We start from the raw sequence: 18610 nt of genomic DNA, 5'->3' as shown, positions 1-18610 counted from the left end.
AGCCTGAACCGCCGCCTTGGCTTGCGGCCAGCGACATGGACGGAGCCGAAGCGGGTCAGGCGTTCAATCCGGCTCGGGCACTTTCAGGATGACCGCCTGATCGGGGCCGATCGTGCGGCCGTCTTCGGTGCGAACATCCAGGCGCACCGACAGGCCGGTCTCGCGCTCGACGAGTCGCGAGCGCTCCTCCTCCGGCGCGAAAAGATGGCGCTCGCCGAATTGTCGCAGCGCGACCATCACGGGGAAGAGGTCCTTGCCCACCGTCGTCAGGCGATATTCCAGGCGCGCATTGCCGTCACCGATGGGAACGGCTTCGAGAATACCGCTTTGGACGAGCGTCTTCAGCCGATCCGTCAGGATGTTCTTGGCGATCCCGAGACTCTTCTGGAATTCGCCGAAGCGGGTCATTCCGTCGAAGGCATCGCGGACGATCAAGAGCGACCACCAGTCCCCGATCACGTCGAGAGACCGCGCGCTCGGACAATAATCCCCCTTGAGGCTCTTGCGGGCGACCATCAGCGCAGCCTTTCCCCGCTTCGTGCCGGCAGCGGCATTTTCGGTTGCATGATAAAACCAATATCGTTACAGCTCGTCTCGGTTTCATTATAAAACCAAACCACCCGGAGTCTGCAATGAAATTGGATCAGGACGCGGCGCCATCGGCGCCCGCGAAGGAGGACGCATGTCCGCAAAAGCCGGCCGCTATGGCCTCGCCGGCAGGGACCGCCCCGCCCGCTCCCCTGAATGGCCGGACCATCCTGCTCTTCGCCGTCGCCAGCGGACTGGCGGTGGCGAACGCTTATTTCGCCCATCCCCTGCTCGACGTGATGGCCGACGATCTCGGCCTGTCGCGGACCATAGCCGGGCTGATCGTCGGCGCGACACAACTCGGCTACGGCCTCGGCCTGTTCCTCCTCGTCCCGCTGGGCGATCTGCTCGATCGCCGCAAGCTCATTCTCGGGCAGTCCCTGCTCTCCGTGCTTGCGCTCGCCAGCGTCGGCTTTTCGCAATCGGCCGCGATGCTGCTCGGCGCGATGGCTGCGGTCGGGCTTCTGGCCGTGGTGACACAGGCGCTCGTCGCCTATGCCGCGAGCCTGGCGCACCCGTCCGAGCGGGGCCACGTCGTCGGCATCGTCACGAGCGGAATCGTCGTCGGCATCCTGCTGGCGCGGACCGTCGCAGGCGCCCTGACCGACCTATCCGGCTGGCGAACCGTGTATTTCGCTTCCGCGGTGCTGACGCTGGCGATCACGATCCTGCTCTGGCGGATGCTGCCGCGGCAGGAGCGTGCTGCCCACGGTCTCTCCTATGGCCGCCTCATCACCTCGCTGGTCACGCTGATCGTCAAGGAGCCCGTCCTGCGCATTCGCGGGATCATCGCCATGCTGATCTTCGCGAACATCACGACGCTGCTCGCTCCGCTCGTCCTGCCGCTGAGCGCCCCGCCCTTCTCCCTTTCGCATACGCAGATCGGCCTGTTCGGACTGGCCGGCGTGGCAGGCGCGCTGGGCGCCACCCGCGCCGGACGATGGACCGACCGGGGCCATGGCCAGCGCACCACGGGAATCGCATTGGGATTGATGCTGCTGTCCTGGCTGCTGATCGCCCAGTTGCACAGCTCGATCCTGTGGCTGATCGCCGGGGTGCTGATCATCGATTTCGGGCTTCAGGCCGTCCATGTCACCAATCAGGCGATGATCTACCGGGTCCGGCCCGAGGCGCAGAACCGCCTGACGGCAGCCTACATGGTCTTCTATCCCATCGGGAGCGCCGCCGGCTCGTCGGTCTCGACCGTCGTCTACGCCCATGCGGGCTGGACCGGAGTCTGCGTGCTGGGCGCCGCGATCAGCCTGGCCACGCTGCTGTTCTGGATCGCGACGCGAAGGGCGACGCCAGCCGCGGCCACGATGCCACTGCACATTTGAGAGCCGAGAGGGTCATCGGGAAGCGGCACATATCCGATATCGACAGGCACAGCCGATGATGCCCTGATAGCGCCGAACGCCACAGAGGATGCTCGCCTTGCTTCGCCCCCTGCTGATCCTGCTCGCCTTGTTCGCAGCCGTCCCGGTGCTCCGCGCCGAGGAGCCTGCCGTCGCGCTCACCGGCATCGGCTCCGCGCCGATCCAGCTGACACCGCAATCGCTCGCGGCCCTGCCCGTCGCCGAACGCGAGGTGGCTTTCGAGACGTCGAAAGGGCCGGCGACGCGACGCTACAAGGGCGTGCTGCTCTGGGACGTCCTGCAGGCCAACAAGGCGCTCGGTGGCCTCAAGCCAGCAGAGCAATTGAAGAAGACCTTCCTCGTCAGCGCCAGGGACGGTTACCAGATCGCCTTCTCGGTCGGCGAGATCCATCCCGATTTCGGCAACCTGCCCCTGCTTCTCGTCTCGGCGGTGGACGGCAAGGCGCTCGACGGCGGCTGGCGCCTCGTGGCACCCGGCGACAAGCGCGGAGCGCGAGCCGTTTACGAGGTCGTGAAGATCGAATTGCGCTGAGAGCGGACGCGCGGGGGTGCGTTCAAACCGCGCGCCTGTCAGGGCGGCAGCGCCTGCAATGTCTCTGTCATGACGATCTGCTAACGGACTGCGACCCCGTTTTCAGATCATACTGAACAAGATGTTAGCAGCGTATGACGGCGGTTAACGCCATTGTGGACTTGGCGCATCGATAGCTTGGAATGAAAAAGGACAGATGTTATCCCCACTGTCGAATATGCGTATGCCTAGGGATTGGTGCATTCCATGAAAAGCGCCGTCGTTGTCGTTGCAAGCGTATTTGTTCTGGAGCTTTTCGCTCTGCGGCCCGCTTATGCCGGCTTTCTTGACTTTCTGCTTGGCCCGCCGCCTCGCACCGAAACGCCCTATGTCTCGACGCCGCTGGAGATGACGATCCGCGCCAAGCGGCGATCGGCCAAGGCGCCGAAGAAGGTGCAGGTCGAGCGACCGCCCGTCCTGGTCACGCCGATGGACCCGGTGAAGGACCCCAACTGGTTCTTGAGCGACCCGACCCTTCGCAAGGGAGATGTCGTGGTTCTGCCGGGCAAGATCGTCGTCTTCAACGGCAACAGGGGCGAGCGACGCCGGTCCGACTTCGAGGACCTTCTGAGAACGCGCCTCGTCTCGCTGAAGGAGCGCAGCCGTATCCGGGCGTTCACCGACTATTTCAACGGTGCGGTCAGGGCATTCAAGGCCGGAGCGGCGACGGCTCTGCAGGTCGAGCGGCCCGCCCCACAGACCGCGCCGGGCGAAGTTCGCATCGTTTCGACTGTGAAGAACTAGGGGACAAGGCGCGGGTTACACCTGCCTCATCCGAGCCCTATTACATCCGGAACACGCCGAACTTGGTCTCGGGCACCTCGGCGTTCAGCGTCGCGGAGAAGGCCAGCGCCAGCACGCGCCGCGTCTCCGAGGGCAGGATGATGCCGTCGTCCCAGAGCCGCGCCGTCGCGAAATAGGGCGAGCCTTCCTCTTCATAGCGATTGCGGATCGGCGCCTTGAATGCCTCCTCCTCGGCAGGAGGCCAGCTCTTGCCCTCGGCCTCGATATTGTCGCGGCGCACGGTCGCGAGCACGCTCGCCGCCTGCTCGCCGCCCATCACCGAGATGCGCGAATTCGGCCAGGTGAACAGGAAGCGCGGCGAATAGGCCCGGCCGCACATGCCGTAATTGCCGGCGCCGAAGGAGCCGCCGACCAGCACCGTGATCTTCGGCACCCGCGCCGAAGCCACCGCCGTGACCAGCTTGGCGCCGTCCTTGGCGATGCCGCGCGTCTCGACATCGCGGCCGACCATGAAGCCGGTGATGTTCTGCAGGAAGAGCAGCGGAATCCGCCGCTGGCAGCACAATTCGATGAAATGCGCGCCCTTGACCGCGCTTTCCGAGAACAGGATGCCGTTATTGGCGATGATGCCGACCGGGATGCCGTGGATGCGGGCGAAGCCGGTCACCAAGGTCGTGCCGTAGAGCTTCTTGAACTCGTCGAATTCCGAGCCGTCGACCAGCCGCGCGATCACCTCGCGGATGTCGTATTGCTTCTTGAGGTCGGTCGGCACGACGGCTTCGAGCTCGGCCGGGTCGTAGAGCGGCTCGACCGGCTCGGCGATGTCGAGATCCGGGCGCTTGACGCTGTTGAGGTTGCCGGCGATGCGCCGGGCGATGGCGAGCGCATGGGTATCGTCGCCGGCATAATGGTCGGCGACGCCCGAGAGGCGCGCATGGACATCGGCGCCGCCGAGATCCTCGGCCGAGACGACCTCGCCGGTCGCGGCCTTCACCAGCGGCGGGCCACCGAGGAAGATCGTGCCCTGCTTCCTGACGATCACCGTCTCGTCCGACATCGCCGGCACATAGGCGCCGCCGGCGGTGCAGGAGCCCATCACCACCGCGACTTGCGGGATGCCTTCGGCCGAGAGCGTCGCCTGGTTGTAGAAGATGCGGCCGAAATGCTCCCGGTCAGGGAAGACCTCGGTCTGGTGCGGCAGGTTCGCGCCGCCGGAATCGACGAGATAGATGCAGGGCAAGCGATTCTCGCGCGCGATCTCCTGCGCCCGCAGATGCTTCTTCACCGTCATCGGGTAATAGGTGCCGCCTTTGATCGTCGCATCGTTGCAGACGATCATGCATTCGCGCCCGGCGACGCGGCCGATGCCGGCGATCATGCCTGCGGCATGGACATCGCCCTCATACATGCCGAAGGCGGCGAGCGAGCCGATCTCGAGGAAGGCCGAGCCCGGATCGGTCAGGCGCAGCACGCGCTCGCGGGGCAAAAGCTTGCCGCGCGCCGTATGGCGCTCGCGGGACTTGGCATTGCCGCCGAGCGCGGCGGTAGCGCGATGCTGCTGGAGCTCGTCGCGCAATCCGGCCCAGGCTTCGGCATTGGCGCGCGTCTCGGCCGAATTCAGATCGACCTTGCTCTCGATGACAGGCACGGGCGCGCTCCTCGGTAACAATCTCTGCCGAGGTTATGGCGCGCCGCGCCGAAAACGCCAACCGGCGCGGACACACGGACGCGGCCGTGCAAATCCGCGCCGCTGGACGGGCTCATTCGCTCATCTTGTTGATCGATCCGGTCACCGACGGCGCCGCGACCGCGCCGATCGCGCCGCCGGCAATGGCTCCGATCGGCCCGCCGACGAGCGCACCGGCGCCCGCGCCGGCCGCAGCACCGGCGATGCGCTGGTCGGTCGTATTGCAGGCCGCCAGCAGCACGGCGAGGCTCCCCGCCAGAAAAACGCTTCGCATTGTCATCCCCATCTTCGCCCCGGCCCGGGTCGAAGATGGCGGCGGCATGGCTAACGGATGGTAAATCAGGCCTGAACGGTTGGCCCGAACACCCGCTCGAACGCCTCGCGCAGCACCGAATCGACCTCCGGCATCGTCACCGGCAGGCCCAGATCAACCAGCGAGGTCACGCCGTATTGGCTGACGCCGCAGGGCACGATGCCGTCGAAATGCGACAGCTCCGGCTCGACATTCAGCGAGATGCCGTGAAACGAGACCCAGCGCCGCACGCGGATACCGATGGCCGCGATCTTGTCCTCGGTGTCGACCCCCTTGTTCGGCCGGCGCACCCAGACGCCGACGCGGTCCTCGCGCCGCTCGCCGCGAATATTGAAATCGTCGAGCGCGCCGATCAGCCAGCTCTCCAGCGCGGCGACGAAACGGCGCAGGTCGGGCTGGCGCCGCTTCAGGTCGAGCATGACATAGGCCACGCGCTGGCCGGGGCCGTGATAGGTGAACTGCCCGCCCCGCCCCGAACGGAACACCGGGAAGCGCTCCGGCGCGATCAGGTCCTCGTCACGGGCCGAGGTGCCGGCCGTATAGAGCGGCGGATGCTCGACCAGCCAGACGCGCTCGCGCGCCAAGCCGTCCGCAATCAGCCCCGCACGGGCCTCCATTTCGGCGACGGCGTCGTCATAGCCGACGAGCCCCTCGGCTATGACCCATTCGACCGGCTCGGAGACCCCTTCCGGCAGGAAGGAAACGGCCAGCTCCTCACGCATCTTCACCATGGCTTAACCATGTTCCGTCCAAAGTTTCCGGGCCGGCGACATCATCCGGCGCGACCCTCGAACCGCCTCTTGCGCCGAAAACCGGCAGGCAGGCAAGTTTCGCTGGTCGAATTCTGAAGTAGGGTTCCGGAGGCAGGACTTGAAGGCCGATCTCGATCTCGTCCCGGTGGAACTCACGGTGGTGCTCGGCCAGACCGAAATGCCGATCTACAAGCTGCTGCGCCTCGGCCGCGGCGCCATCATCGAATTGAACACCAGCGAGACCGACGAGGTTCAGATTCTCGCCAACAACCACCCTTTCGCCAAGGGAATCGTCGTGGTCAGCGGCGCGCGGATTTCCGTTGAGATCACCCAGATGCTGAAACGGCCGACGATCTACACCCTGCAGGCCGTCGCCGAGGCCGCCTGATCCGGCCGATCGGGGGAAAAATCGCGCTTCTGCGTTTTTCCGCGATGACACCCTTGTGGCAGCGGATTCGATTTGCTAGATCGGCGCCGCTCCCTGGTTGCACCGCCCGCAACCGGAACCGAGCTGCGGTCGTGGCGGAATTGGTAGACGCACTACCTTGAGGTGGTAGCGGGGAGACCCGTGGAGGTTCGAGTCCTCTCGACCGCACCAAATTCGGATGAAAGTCCAACGAAAGGCGACCCAGCGGGTCGCCTTTCGTGTTTCCGGTCGATGCCAATCGCTTGCACCCGAATCTTCGAGTTCTGCGACAATCGCGATTCGCCGTGTTCACAGCGGCCCGACACACCCCTGCCCCCGATTTGGCTGACAGATGGCAAAACTTTGGTAACGTAAACCGGCCGTCAAGCATTCCAAGCAATTCTCCGGGATATGAACGCCCGCCGCATGCCAAGCTTCCGTGCCCTGCCCCTTCTGGCTGCCGCCGCTTTTGCGGCCCTTGGCGGCTGCGTCGCGCTCGACAGCTATCCGTCGAAAGGCGACGCCCGGCCGCATCCCGGTGTCGCGGCCGCGCATAAATACCCGGTCCACGGCATCGACATCTCGCGCTGGCAGGGCGAGATCGACTGGAGCGCCGTCAAGGCGGCCGGCACTCGCTTCGTCTACATGAAGGCGACCGAGGGCGGCGACCATGTCGACCCGAACTTCCGCCGCAACTGGGAAGGCGCGCGCCGCGCCGGCGTTCCGCGCGGTGCCTACCACTTCGTCTTCTGGTGCCGCCCGGCCCATGAGCAGGCCGTCTGGTTCAAGCAGCAGATCCCGAACGATCCCGACGCCCTGCCGCCGGTGCTCGATGTCGAATGGAACGGCCATTCGCGCACCTGCCCGCAGAAGATCGACCGCGAGCTTGCCCGCGAGAAGATCCAGCTGATGCTGACCGAGCTCGAGGAGCTCACCGGCAAGAAGCCGGTGATCTATACCGACATCACCTTCCACCGCGAGGTGCTGGAGGGGCAGTTCAACAACTACCCCTACTGGATCCGCTCGACCGCGGCGCTGCCGGAAGCCCGCTACAGCAACCGCCCCTGGGCCTTCTGGCAGTTCACCACCACCGGCCGCGTGCCCGGCATCAAGGGCGATGTCGACCGCAACGCCTTCTTCGGCAGCGAAAGCCAGTTCGCCGGCTGGCTGCGCGGCGAATACGACATCGGCACGCGCCGCTGGAACCGCCGCGAGGAGCCGGCGCCGGCGCCGCAACCTGCTCCCGCGCCGCAGCCAGCGCCGATCCCAGCCGTTCCCAGCCCGGATTTCGGGCCGGAGCCGCTGGCACCGCAGCAGGACGTGCCGATGGCGCGCGTTCCCGGCAGCGTGCCCGCGGTCACCTCTGCCCTGCGCGCCGTCGACAACCAGGTCGAGCCCGTCGTCATCGACTGAGCCGACGGGCCTGAATCCGGCCGGTTAACCAAAGCTGAAATTGATTCTTAGACTGCGCCGCAATTCTAACCGGCGCTTAACCACGCTCCTCGCATCTGGACCTGTGATGCAGGAGAAACACATGCCAGCGCGCAAGCTGACCAGTCGACGGTCAGGCCTCGGAGCCTTCGCCCTTGCGGCGCTTCTGACCTGTGTCGTCGAGCCAGCGCAGGCGCTCTATCCGAAGAAGGGCGACAGCGCCCCGCATCACGGCGTCCGCGACGCGCGGCGCAAGGTGATCCAGGGCATCGACGTCTCCCGCTGGCAGGGCGAGATCGACTGGGCGAGGGTCAAGGACGCCGGCACGCGCTTCGCTTTCATCAAGGCGACCGAGGGCGGCGACCATCTCGATCCCAATTTCAAGCGCAACTGGGCCGAGGCGAAGAAGCACGGCGTCGCGCGCGGCGCCTATCACTTCGTCTGGTGGTGCCGCTCGGCCAAGGAGCAGGTGCGCTGGTTCAAGAAGCACATTCCCCGCGATCCCGACGCATTGCCGCCGGTGCTCGACGTCGAATGGCAGAACGGCTCGCAATGCACCCGCAGGATCTCGAAGGAGCTGGCGCTCGCCAAGATCAACGAGATGCTGAAGGGCCTGCGCGAGCACACCGGCAAGAAGCCGATCATCTATACCGACATCAATTTCCACGAGGACGTGCTGGAAGGCGAGCTCAAGGACCACCCGTTCTGGCTGCGCTCGACCGCCGCTCCGCTGGCGAAGCGCTATGAGCGCGACCGCTGGGAGTTCTGGCAGTTCACCACCACCGGCCGCGTGCCGGGCGTCAGCGGCGATGTTGACCGCAACGCCTTCTTCGGCAGCGAGCGCGAATTCGACGCCTGGCGCCAGGGTCGCTTCGACATCGGCTCGCGCAAATGGCATGGCGGCGAGCCGAAGGTGGCGATCCGCACACCACCACCGACCCCGGCCGGCCTGCGCGCTCCGAAAGCAGCCGGTGGGACCAAGCTGAAGTTCGCCCCACCCGGCCGCATCCCGTCACGCACGGCCGCTAACCGCGATATCGGCGTCACCGGCTCGATCGGGAAGAACTGAAGCACCTTTTGCCGGCTGTCACGCCGCTGTCACATCCGCGGCGCCTTAGATCATCGCGCGTCCGATCGGACGCGATAACGATGATCTATCTCACGAGTGTTGCATCGGATTGATCCGATGCGACAGGCGCCGCGCTGCCGGGAGCTGCCCTGCAGCCGCAGCGGAAGCCCGGCATGCACAGCGACGTCCAATCCCAATCCGGCATCATCTGGGCCTATCGCTTCGCCGAGGACGGACGGCCCGGCCGCGTCCCCCGCCACGAGATGCCGAACGTCGCTCCATCCGAAGGCTTCGTCTGGTTGCATCTCGATCTCGTCCACACGCGGGCGCAGAGCTGGGTCGCCGAACAGGACCTGCCGAACGCGACACAGGAAGCCTTCCTCTCGCACGAACCCCACCAGCGGCTCGACCACTCCGCCAATCTCGCCTGGGGCGTCTCGCACGACCTGATCCGGGACATTGCCGACAAGTCCGAGGAGGTCGGCGCATTGCGCTGGATCGTCGGCGACAGGTTCCTGCTGACCGGCCGGCGCGAGGCCCTGCACTCGATCCGGATGACCGCCGAGGCGCTCGATCGCGGCGATCCGGCCGGAAGCCCGGCCGAGCTGTTCGAGCAGATCATCGAATACATCATCGACGACGTCACCGACGCCGTGGTGCGCCTCGTCGACGAGACCGACAGCGTCGAGGACCATATCCTCCTTGACCGGCTGCATGACGGCCCCCAGCGCGTCGGCTCTGTGCGCCGCACCGCTGTCCGGCTGCATCGCCAGCTCAGCGGCCTGCATGTCTTGTTCCGCCGCTTCGCCGAGACCCAGTCGGGCCGCAGCGCGCCCGATGCCGTCAAGGCCGCTGCGTCGCGGCTGCTCCAGCGCGTCGACGGGCTGCATCACGATGTCCAGTCGGTGCAGGATCGCGCCAGGCTGCTGCAGGACGAGATCGCCGCCCGCTCGGCCAGCCGCACCAACCGGCAGCTCTACGTGCTCTCGCTGCTGACAGCACTCTTCCTGCCCGCGACCTTCATCACCGGCCTGTTCGGCATCAATGTGAAGGGCCTGCCCTGGGTCGAATCGGAGGGCGGCGCTGTCTTCGTCGCGCTGACCTGCATCGCCGCAGCCCTGCTCACCCTCGTCCTGCTCCGGCGCCGCGGCGTGATCGGAAGCTGAACCGGCCGGCGTCCTGCTTAGCTCACGCCGCGATCGGGCGCGCATTCACCTCGATGGTGACATGGGACAGCGTCGGCAGGTCGGCGAGCAGGGCCTTGTAGGCCGCGGGCGGCCTGGGCTCGCCGGTCACGATCGAGACGATGGCGCTGCGATGGCCCGGCCCGACCTGCCAGAGATGGAGATCGGCGACCTCGGCCCCCTCCGCGGCCAGCCGCTCGCCGATGCGCTCCGCCAGGGTCTCGTCCGGGACGGTGTCGAGGAGCACCGCGCCGGAGCTGCGCAGCAGCCCGATCGACCAATGCGCAATCACAGCGGCTCCGACGATGCCCATCACCGGATCGAGCCAGACCCAGCCATAGAACCGCCCGCCGAGTAGCGCCGCGATTGCCAGAACCGAGGTGAAGGCATCGGCAACGACGTGCATATAAGCCGCGCGCAGGTTGGTATCGGCGCCATGCCCGCCATGAGAATGACGGCCGTGATGGTGGTCGCCGTGGTCGTGATGGCCGTGAACGTGCCCATGGCCATGATGCCCGGTGCCGCCATGGCTATGACCATGGTGCTGATGGCCGTGCCCGTCCCGGAGCAGCCAGGCGCTCGCCAGGTTCACCGCGAGCCCGATCACTGCGATCGCCGTCGCCTGCGTGAAGTCGATCGCGATCGGCGAATAGAGTCGCAGCGCCGATTCGCCTGCGACCGCGAGCGCGATGAACATCAATAGCAAGGCGCTGGCGAAGGCGGCGAGATCACCGAGCTTGCCAGTTCCGAAGCTGAAGCGACGGTCATGGGCATGCTGCCGCGCGAAGCGATAGGCGAAGGCCGCGATGCCGAGCGCCGCCGCATGGGTCGACATGTGCCAGCCATCGGCGACCAGCGCCATCGAGCCGAAGACGGTGCCGGCAGCGATCTCGGCCACCATCATCACGGTGGTCAGGCCGACGACGAGCCAGGTGCGCCGCTCGTGGCGTTCGTGCTCGCCGCCGAGAAAGACGTGCTGATGCTGGGCGGGAAAGCTGTTGGCAGCCGGCATCGGTTCGCTCCGGGTCTTCAGAGATATTTGGTCAGGGCCTTGAGGCCCTCGATCGTGCGGCGCGCCTCTGGCGTCGCCACCTGCGCGTGGTCGAACAGGTGATGCTCGATATGGTCGAAGATCAGCAGCGACTTGACCTTCTCCAGCGCCTTCTCGACAGCCTGGAGCTGCTGCACGACGTCCGGGACCTCCCGCCCCGCCTCGACCATGCCGACGACCGTGCCGAGATGCCCCTGCGCCCGGCGCAGGCGATTAAGGATGTCGGGGTTCATCGCGTGGCTCATGAGCGTATCCTATCCCCCCGGAGAGGATATGCAAGTGCCCTCTGCCGCGCCGACGCCAAGACGCGGCGGGCGCGGCTGCGCACTGACGCTCCTGCTGCGGGCCGCTATAACGGGGCAAAGGGAGCGACGCTCCCAACGCTTTGCCGGGAGGACCAGCCATGCTTGCCAACGCGCCGCGCCCGTTCAATTTCGACCTCGGCGAGACCGCCGACGCAATCCGCGACACCGTCTTCGCCTTCGCGCAGGAGAAGATCGCCCCGCGCGCCGAGGAGATCGACAAGACCAATCAGTTCCCGCGCGATCTCTGGCCGGAAATGGGCGCGCTCGGCCTGCACGGCATGACGGTCGATGAGGAGCATGGCGGCACGGGCTTGGGCTATCTCGAACATTGCATCGCGGTCGAGGAGGTCTCGCGCGCTTCGGCCTCGGTCGGCCTCTCCTACGGCGCCCATTCGAATCTCTGCGTCAACCAGATCAGCCGCAACGGCAACGAGGCGCAGAAGCGCAAATACCTGCCAAAGCTGATCTCGGGCGAGCGTGTCGGCGCGCTCGCCATGTCCGAGCCCGGCTCAGGCTCCGACGTCGTCTCGATGCGCACCCGCGCCGACAAGAAAGGCGATCGCTACGTCCTCAACGGCAACAAGATGTGGATCACCAACGGCCCGATCGCCGAAACATTGGTGGTCTACGCCAAGACCGATCCGGAGGCCGGCCCGCGCGGCATCACCGCCTTCCTGATCGAGAAGGGCATGAAGGGCTTCTCCACCCACCAGAAGCTCGACAAGCTCGGCATGCGCGGCTCCGACACCTGCGAGCTCGTCTTCCAGGATTGCGAGGTGCCGGGAGAGAACGTGCTCGGCACGGTCGGGCGCGGCGTCAACGTGCTGATGTCGGGCCTCGATTACGAGCGCGTCGTACTGGCGGCAGGCCCCCTCGGCATCATGCAGGCGGCGCTCGACGTGGTCATGCCCTATGTCCATGAGCGCAAGCAGTTCGGCCAGTCGATCGGCGAGTTCCAGCTCGTCCAGGGCAAGGTCGCAGACATGTATGTCGCGATGAACTCCTGCCGCGCCTATGTCTATGCCGTCGCCAAGGCCTGCGACCGCGGCGAAACCACCCGCGAGGACGCAGCCGGCGCGATCCTGCTCGCAGCCGAGAAGGCGACGCAGGTCGCGCTCGACGCGATCCAGCTCCTCGGCGGAAACGGCTATATCAACGACTACCCGACCGGGCGCCTGCTGCGCGACGCGAAGCTCTACGAGATCGGCGCCGGCACCAGCGAAATCCGCCGGATGCTGATCGGCCGGGAGCTGTTCAACAAGACGAAGTAAGGTTAGAGGGCCTGATGCCCCTTTACTTCGCTTACGGCCTCAACATGGACCCCGTCGGGATGGCGCAGCGCTGCCCCAAGGCGCAGCCGCTGGGCCCGGCCCGCCTGCCCCGGCATCGCTTCACCGTCACCCGCGACGGCTATGCCTCGGTGATCCGCGATCCGCGCGAGGAGGTCCATGGCGTGCTCTGGGACTGCTCGCTCGGCGAGATGCGCGTCCTCGACAAGTTCGAGGAACTCGCCAGCGGGCTCTATGTGAAGCTCAACCAGCCGGTGATCGTACCGGGCGGCGCCAAGCGTGCGCTGATCTATATCGGCCGCTCGGCCGATCCCGGACGGCCGCGTCCGGGCTATATGGAAGCGGTCATCGTCGGGGCGAAACATTTCGGCCTGCCAGAGACTTACGTCACCGGCTTGAATCGTTTTCTGACCAAGCCGAATCTCGATCTAAAGGACTTGAATCAGGATACGAACGCGCCGCTGCCGCCCGGCCTGTGAAGGGCGTCAGGCCAAGAGCTCTGGCGCCGAAATAGATCCGAAAACGAAAAGGGCCGCTCGCGCGGCCCTTTCCTTGTTCGGGGAAGCTGGCGGCGGTTATGCCGCCAGTCCCTTGGCCAGCTCGCTGACCTGCTTCTCGAACAGCGCCCGATAGGCGCCGTCCTTGCGGGTCAGCAGAGCCTCGTGCGGGCCTTCCTCGATCACCCGGCCGCGATCGAAGACCAGGATGCGGTCCATCGCTCGCACCGTCGAGAGACGATGCGCGATCACGATCGTGGTGCGGCCCTCCATCAGGCGTTCGATCGCCTGCTGGATCAGCGCCTCCGATTCCGAATCGAGGCTCGAGGTCGCCTCGTCCAGGATCAGGATCGGCGCATCGGCCAGGAAGGCGCGGGCCAGCGCGACACGCTGGCGCTCGCCGCCCGAGAGCTTGATGCCGCGCTCGCCGACGAGCGTGGCGTAGCCCTTGGGCAGGCGCATGATGAACTCATGCGCGTTGGCGAGCTTCGCCGCCTGCTCGACCTGCGCCTGGCTCGCGCCCGGCCGGCCATAGGCGATGTTCTCCGCCAGCGAGCGGTGGAACAGCACCGGCTCCTGCTGCACGATCGCGATCTGCTGGCGCAGGGACGCCTGCGTGACATCGGCGATATCCTGCCCGTCGATCGTGATGCGGCCCGAGGTGACGTCGTAGAGCCGCTGCACCAGCTTGACGAAGGTCGTCTTGCCGGAGCCGGAGCGGCCGACGAGGCCGACCTTCTCGCCGCCACGGATGGTCAGCGAGAAATCGCGGTAGAGTGGATCGGCATGACCTCCGTAGTGGAAGGTCACATCCTCGAAGGCGATCTCGCCCGCGGTCACGCCCATTGCCACCGCGCCCTTCCGGTCCGGCACGCCATAGGGAAGATCGTGCATCCAGACGAGCTCCTCCATGTCGTTGACCGAGCGCTGCAGGTTGTGGACGTGCTGGCCGACATCGCGCAGATAGCCATGCACCACCGCATAGGCCGTCAGCACGAAGGCGACGTCGCCGGGCGAAGCCTGCCCGTTCGCCCAGAGCCAGATCACCAGACCGATCACCGCCGCGCGCAGGAAAAGCAGCACGATGTTCTGGCCGGTGCCCGACCAGGTGCCGCGAATCCAGGCGCGGCTCGTCCTGAGGCTCCACTTCGACACGACGGTCGCCAGCCGCAGGTCCTCGCGCGCCTCGCCGCCATAGGCCTTCACCACCGGGTTGCAGGTGATGGCATCGGCCAATGCACCGCCGAGACGGGTATCCCAGGCGTTGCCGAGCCGTGCCGCCGGCGCGACGAAGCGCAGCGAGAGCGCCAGCGTCAGCCCGATATAGGCGAGAGCACCGAGCGCCACGACGAGCCCCATCGCCGGCCAGTGCCAGGCCAGCACCGCCGTCATGCCGAGCAGGATGACCAGCGACGGCAGGAGCGCAATCAGGACCGTATCGGTCAAGAGGTCGAGCGCCCACATGCCGCGCGTGATCTTGCGCACCGTCGAGCCCGCGAAATTGTTCGCGTGCCAGTCGGTCGAGAAGCGCTGCAGGCGTGCGAAGGCCTCCTGCGAGACGTCGCTCATCGTGCGCAGCGTCATCACGGTCAGTCCGACGAAGGCGAAATGCCGCCCGAGCACCATGATGGCGGCGAGCACCATCATCGCGCCGAGCGCCCACAGCGCCGCCTCCGTGCCGCCCGCCCCGCTCGACACCGCATCGACGAGGCGCCCGGCATAGACCGGCGTGAACAGCTCTGCGAGCGTGGCGGCGACGGTGACGCCGGCCACCCAGGCGACCTGCCCGGGCTGGCGGGCCCAGTGGCTGAAAGTGAAGCCGAGAACGGCCCGGAACGGCTCGCGCCGCCCGGTTTGAGTATCGTGAGACATAGCGTCATTCGGCGCCGAGACGGCCGCCGACTCCGAAATCAGGCGAAGACGACGACGCGCGCCGGCTTCGGCAATGAAAGACAAAAATTGGAAAAAGGCTCAGGAGGCAGCCCGGAGGCGGGCCTCGTGCGAGACCGACCTAGTGCCGGGTTGGTCGCATGGGAGTGGCTGCGGTGTTGATGAATTTCATTCAGCCCTCCCTTTCTTGAGTTGGAGCCAAGGCGAAGGAAGATGCCTGATGTTTAAGCAGCGCGCAAGCCCGCCTCTCATGCAATGACTGCACGGGGCGTCTTCGCCCAATTCAAGGCGAAGTTGCGCGTCGCGAAGTTGCGCGTCGCCTTACCAGAACAATGCCACCAAGCGAACCGCGATCACCAGCAGGAAGGCCGCGATGATCGTGCCGAGCACCTGCTGGCGCTTGGCGTGATTGGGCCAGCGCCGCGCGAGCAGCCTGCCCAGCGGCTTGCGGAAGACGAAAGCCGCGACCAGCAGAACGATGACGTAATGGGACAAGGTCGGGTCTTAAGCCTTCTTGTCGGCGGGGGCTGAATCGACGGGCGCACCGGCCTTCTTCCAGGCACCAAACCCGCCCGCGACATGGGCGACCGGCTTCAGGCCCATCTCCTGCGCTACCTGCGCGGCGAGAGCCGAGCGCCAGCCGCCGCCGCAGAAGAAGACGAAGCGCTTGCCCTCCTGGAAGACTGGCTTGGCATAGGGGCTTTCGGGGTCGATCCAGAATTCCAGCATGCCGCGCGGACAATGGAAGGCGCCGGGCATCCGCCCTTCCCGCTCCAGTTCGCGCGGATCGCGCAGATCGACGAAGACCACATCGTCGCTGCCGTGCAGCGCCTGCGCCTGCTCGACCGACAACGTCTCGATCCGGCTCTCGGCCTCCGCGACCAGCGCCTTGTAACCCTTGGTGATGGTCTGCGGCACGCTTGGGCCTCCCCGATTCCGGCCGCACCGTGGCGCCTTGCCGATGCAGCGTCAATGCTGCCGCCTTGCAGCCACGCAGCACAGCGCACAAGCTGCTTGCCTGAGCCCCGGGCGAAATGGCAGAGCGGCGACATGTTCGGCTTCAGCAATCTCGATCTGATCGCCCTGGCGTTCTTCATCCTGTCCTGGCTCGGCTACCACTACGTGGTCGAGATGGGTCCCTATGCCGCCCGGACACTGAACATGCGGATGAATCTGCGCCGCGCCCGCTGGATCCGTGAATCGGCGGCCCGCGAGGTCAGGATCGTCGATACCCAGGTCATGGGTGGGCTGCAGAACGGCACCGCCTTCTTCGCCTCGACCTCGCTGCTCGCGATCGGCGGCACGCTCGCCCTGCTGAACGCAACGGACCGCGCCGTCGCCATCTTCAGCGACCTGCCCTTCGTGCCGGCAACCCTTCGCTCCGTCTGGGAACTGAAGATCATCGGGCTCGTCGGTATCTTCGGCTACGCCTTCTTCAAGTTCGCCTGGAGCTACCGGCTCTTCAACTACTGCGTCATCCTGGTCGGCGCCCTGCCCCCGTTCGACAGCAAGGACGAGGCGACGATGGCCCATGCGATCCATGAGACCACCGAGATGAACATCGCCGCCGGCCGGCATTTCAACCGCGGCCAGCGCGCCTTCTTCTTCGCGCTCGCCTATCTCGGCTGGTTCCTCGGCCCGGTCAGCTTCATCGGCTTTACCGGCGCCGTGCTGGTCGCAATGTACCGGCGCCAGTTCGCCTCCGACGCGACCCGCGTCTTCAACTATCCGGGCCAATCATGAGCATCGAACCCGAGGCGATCGAGAGCGTGATCCTCGACCTGTTGTCGCAGCGGGAGACAGGGCTGACGATCTCGCCGATGGATGTCGCCCGTCGCCTCGGCGGCGATCACCCGGATGGCTGGGGGCCGTTGATGCAGCCGGTGCGCCGGGTCGCCGTGAAGCTGATGAAGGAAGGCCGGCTCGTCATCACCCGCAAGGGCCGCCCGGTCGATCCCGACGACTTTCGCGGTGTCTACAGGCTGGTCCTGCCCGCGACGCCGTGATCACGGCCCCGGAAAGAGCTCGTCAGTATAGCCTGCGAGCCGATAGGCCAGGAGCCCGACCCATTCCTTGAAGCCGTTATCGGCGATCTCGAGCGCGCGCGGGGCACGGCTGTAGGGACGGATGAAATCGCCCGGCTCGCCGCTCGACCAGAAATCGACCGGAAAGGCCTCGATCGCAAACCCCGCCTTGCGGAAGACGCCCATCGAGCGCGGCATGTGCCAGGCCGATGTCACCAGCAGCCAGCGCTCGCCGGGCTTCGGGTCGACGAGCCTGCGGGTGAAGGCGGCGTTCTCGCGCGTGTTGCGCGACTTGTCCTCCAGGATAAGCCGGGCGGGATCGAGCCCCAGCCCTTCGAATAGCAGCTTCGCGCCATCGGCCTCGGTCACGGTCGCTTCCGAGATCAGGTTGGCGGCCCCGCCGGTAAAGACAATCTTCGCCTGCGGATGCAAACGTGCCAGTTCGACCGCCTTGGTCATGCGTACCGCGGACGAATTCATCACGATGTCGCCCCGCGCGACGCCGATCGCGCCGCCGAGCACGACGATGCCGGTCACCGGCCCCTTGCGGGCATCCTGCTGCGGAAACCGGTCCTCCAGCGGCCGGAGCACGATGCGCGGTAGCGGGCTGAACGCCATCAGGCCGAGCGCAATCAGCGAGATCAGCCCGATCCAGCGCGCGGGCCGCGCGAAACGCGTGAAGGCGAGCAGCCCCGAAAGCCCGGCGAGCAGGATGGCGAGATTGACCGGCGACAGGACGAACCAGACGACCTTGGACAGAACGAAGAACATCGGGGCTCGCAAGGATGAGGCGGGGGCGGCGACTGCGCTCGCTTTAGCCGCGATCGCTATTCGAGGATATCGGCATGATGGTCCCGCCGCAGTCGCTCCGGCGCAAGCGGCAGGCAGCTTCAGCGAATGATCCGAGGCGGCGCTTGCAGGCGTCGGCCGCCGGCCCGCGGCAGGGCTTTCGCGAGTTCGATCGCCCGGCCGGCGACCTCCCGCAATTCGCAGCCTGCCTGCCTTCCGGCTTGCAGCGCCTCCCGCTGGGTCGCGCCGTAGAAGGCGCATTTCTGCGTGACATAGCTTTCCCAGGCGAGTTGCAGCGCCGCGAGCCGGCTGCGCTGGCCGGCATCGAGCCCTCGCCCCGTCACCTGCAGGGCAAGCGTCAGGCGCTCCCGCCAGGCCGCCTCCTCACGCCGGGCGCAGGCGGCTTCAGCCCCGCGCGGATCGTTGCTGGCGGCGCGCACGCAAGCCACCGCCACCGAGCCGACGCACATCGAAGGCGAGGCGTTGCTGTCACGCAGGCAGCCGGAGAGCGCCGCGAGATCTGTCCGCAGCGTCGGCGAAGTCTGTGCGATTGCCGGCGCGGCAGCGAAGCTGCACAGGAGCAGGACCATCCGAAAAACGTTCATGCCGCCATCATGCCAGCGGCAGCGCCGGGATCAAGCGCC

General features: G+C 66.5%; 21 protein-coding genes, 1 tRNA gene and 1 pseudogene. 12 read left to right on the top strand and 11 right to left on the bottom strand.

Annotated features, from left to right (window positions below):
* Positions 1-63: 63 nt before the first annotated feature.
* On the bottom strand, positions 64-516 hold the full coding sequence (locus AC1RLU_RS15320) for a winged helix-turn-helix transcriptional regulator (RefSeq protein WP_492796522.1): 453 nt from the start codon (positions 514-516) through the stop codon (positions 64-66).
* A gap of 188 nt (positions 517-704) precedes the next feature.
* On the opposite strand from AC1RLU_RS15320, the gene AC1RLU_RS15315 reads away from it, so the two are divergent.
* The 3 genes from AC1RLU_RS15315 (at position 705) to AC1RLU_RS15305 (ending at position 3279) form a co-directional block, all read left to right on the top strand.
* Positions 705-1925 (top strand): MFS transporter, encoded by a 1221-nt coding sequence (locus tag AC1RLU_RS15315; RefSeq protein WP_492796951.1) that lies wholly within the window; start codon positions 705-707, stop codon positions 1923-1925.
* A 97-nt stretch (positions 1926-2022) separates the two neighbouring features.
* Positions 2023-2496, top strand: coding sequence for a hypothetical protein (locus AC1RLU_RS15310; protein ID WP_492796520.1), 474 nt, complete (start codon positions 2023-2025; stop codon positions 2494-2496).
* A gap of 246 nt (positions 2497-2742) precedes the next feature.
* Positions 2743-3279 (top strand): hypothetical protein, encoded by a 537-nt coding sequence (locus tag AC1RLU_RS15305; RefSeq protein WP_142111930.1) that lies wholly within the window; start codon positions 2743-2745, stop codon positions 3277-3279.
* 40 nt (positions 3280-3319) lie between these two features.
* Here AC1RLU_RS15305 and AC1RLU_RS15300 read toward each other — a convergent pair whose 3' ends face one another.
* The 3 genes from AC1RLU_RS15300 to lipB form a co-directional block, all read right to left on the bottom strand.
* Positions 3320-4927, bottom strand: a complete 1608-nt coding sequence (locus AC1RLU_RS15300) for a carboxyl transferase domain-containing protein (protein WP_492796519.1) — start codon at positions 4925-4927, stop codon at positions 3320-3322.
* A 112-nt stretch (positions 4928-5039) separates the two neighbouring features.
* Positions 5040-5240: a hypothetical protein gene (locus tag AC1RLU_RS15295; protein WP_091861223.1), complete on the bottom strand. Its 201-nt coding sequence runs from the start codon at positions 5238-5240 to the stop codon at positions 5040-5042.
* A 65-nt stretch (positions 5241-5305) separates the two neighbouring features.
* The gene (gene lipB, locus AC1RLU_RS15290; RefSeq protein ID WP_061967419.1) at positions 5306-6010 is read right to left on the bottom strand and encodes a lipoyl(octanoyl) transferase LipB; all 705 of its coding nucleotides are present in this window, start codon (positions 6008-6010) and stop codon (positions 5306-5308) included.
* 139 nt (positions 6011-6149) lie between these two features.
* On the opposite strand from lipB, the gene AC1RLU_RS15285 reads away from it, so the two are divergent.
* The 5 genes and pseudogenes from AC1RLU_RS15285 (at position 6150) to AC1RLU_RS15265 (ending at position 10103) form a co-directional block, all read left to right on the top strand.
* On the top strand, positions 6150-6419 hold the full coding sequence (locus AC1RLU_RS15285; RefSeq protein WP_082617404.1) for a FliM/FliN family flagellar motor switch protein: 270 nt from the start codon (positions 6150-6152) through the stop codon (positions 6417-6419).
* Between the two features lie 125 nt (positions 6420-6544).
* Positions 6545-6629: transfer RNA gene (locus AC1RLU_RS15280), tRNA-Leu, on the top strand.
* Between the two features lie 219 nt (positions 6630-6848).
* Positions 6849-7622: pseudogene (locus AC1RLU_RS15275) on the top strand (glycoside hydrolase family 25 protein); the annotation flags it as partial.
* A 349-nt stretch (positions 7623-7971) separates the two neighbouring features.
* A complete protein-coding gene (locus tag AC1RLU_RS15270) occupies positions 7972-8937 on the top strand; it encodes a glycoside hydrolase family 25 protein (protein WP_082617402.1) in 966 nt (321 codons plus the stop codon).
* A 173-nt stretch (positions 8938-9110) separates the two neighbouring features.
* Positions 9111-10103 (top strand): CorA family divalent cation transporter, encoded by a 993-nt coding sequence (locus AC1RLU_RS15265; protein ID WP_492796517.1) that lies wholly within the window; start codon positions 9111-9113, stop codon positions 10101-10103.
* Between the two features lie 22 nt (positions 10104-10125).
* On the opposite strand, the gene dmeF is transcribed toward AC1RLU_RS15265, so the two are convergent.
* Positions 10126-11133, bottom strand: coding sequence for a CDF family Co(II)/Ni(II) efflux transporter DmeF (gene dmeF / locus AC1RLU_RS15260; protein ID WP_492796516.1), 1008 nt, complete (start codon positions 11131-11133; stop codon positions 10126-10128).
* A 17-nt stretch (positions 11134-11150) separates the two neighbouring features.
* Positions 11151-11417, bottom strand: a complete 267-nt coding sequence (locus AC1RLU_RS15255) for a metal-sensing transcriptional repressor (protein WP_061968262.1) — start codon at positions 11415-11417, stop codon at positions 11151-11153.
* A gap of 158 nt (positions 11418-11575) precedes the next feature.
* On the opposite strand from AC1RLU_RS15255, the gene AC1RLU_RS15250 reads away from it, so the two are divergent.
* Both AC1RLU_RS15250 and AC1RLU_RS15245 read left to right on the top strand, forming a co-directional pair.
* The gene (locus tag AC1RLU_RS15250; protein WP_492796514.1) at positions 11576-12748 is read left to right on the top strand and encodes an isovaleryl-CoA dehydrogenase; all 1173 of its coding nucleotides are present in this window, start codon (positions 11576-11578) and stop codon (positions 12746-12748) included.
* A 14-nt stretch (positions 12749-12762) separates the two neighbouring features.
* Positions 12763-13245, top strand: a complete 483-nt coding sequence (locus AC1RLU_RS15245; protein ID WP_492796512.1) for a gamma-glutamylcyclotransferase family protein — start codon at positions 12763-12765, stop codon at positions 13243-13245.
* 96 nt (positions 13246-13341) lie between these two features.
* Here AC1RLU_RS15245 and AC1RLU_RS15240 read toward each other — a convergent pair whose 3' ends face one another.
* The 3 genes from AC1RLU_RS15240 to AC1RLU_RS15230 form a co-directional block, all read right to left on the bottom strand.
* Positions 13342-15135, bottom strand: a complete 1794-nt coding sequence (locus tag AC1RLU_RS15240) for an ABC transporter ATP-binding protein (RefSeq protein ID WP_492796510.1) — start codon at positions 15133-15135, stop codon at positions 13342-13344.
* 339 nt (positions 15136-15474) lie between these two features.
* Positions 15475-15648 (bottom strand): hypothetical protein, encoded by a 174-nt coding sequence (locus AC1RLU_RS15235; RefSeq protein WP_156134565.1) that lies wholly within the window; start codon positions 15646-15648, stop codon positions 15475-15477.
* A 9-nt stretch (positions 15649-15657) separates the two neighbouring features.
* On the bottom strand, positions 15658-16071 hold the full coding sequence (locus tag AC1RLU_RS15230) for a rhodanese-like domain-containing protein (protein WP_492796509.1): 414 nt from the start codon (positions 16069-16071) through the stop codon (positions 15658-15660).
* A gap of 132 nt (positions 16072-16203) precedes the next feature.
* On the opposite strand from AC1RLU_RS15230, the gene AC1RLU_RS15225 reads away from it, so the two are divergent.
* The gene (locus AC1RLU_RS15225) at positions 16204-16896 is read left to right on the top strand and encodes a DUF599 domain-containing protein (protein ID WP_061967409.1); all 693 of its coding nucleotides are present in this window, start codon (positions 16204-16206) and stop codon (positions 16894-16896) included.
* Complete coding sequence (locus AC1RLU_RS15220) at positions 16893-17159, top strand: DUF3253 domain-containing protein (RefSeq protein WP_492796507.1); 267 nt, start codon at positions 16893-16895, stop codon at positions 17157-17159. Before AC1RLU_RS15225 ends, AC1RLU_RS15220 begins: the two co-directional genes overlap by 4 nt.
* On the opposite strand, the gene AC1RLU_RS15215 is transcribed toward AC1RLU_RS15220, so the two are convergent.
* Together AC1RLU_RS15215 and AC1RLU_RS15210 are read right to left on the bottom strand one after the other, a co-directional pair.
* The gene (locus AC1RLU_RS15215) at positions 17160-17948 is read right to left on the bottom strand and encodes a YdcF family protein (RefSeq protein ID WP_492796505.1); all 789 of its coding nucleotides are present in this window, start codon (positions 17946-17948) and stop codon (positions 17160-17162) included. It lies immediately after the preceding gene.
* A gap of 119 nt (positions 17949-18067) precedes the next feature.
* Positions 18068-18571 carry a lysozyme inhibitor LprI family protein gene (locus AC1RLU_RS15210; RefSeq protein WP_492796503.1) on the bottom strand — a complete coding sequence of 168 codons (504 nt, stop codon included), beginning with the start codon at positions 18569-18571 and terminating at the stop codon, positions 18068-18070.
* Positions 18572-18610 lie beyond the last annotated feature (39 nt).

It is taken from the genome of Allobosea sp. GW822-FHT05A11, assembly GCF_058800455.1.
This window is presented reverse-complemented; position numbering and strand designations above follow the sequence as displayed.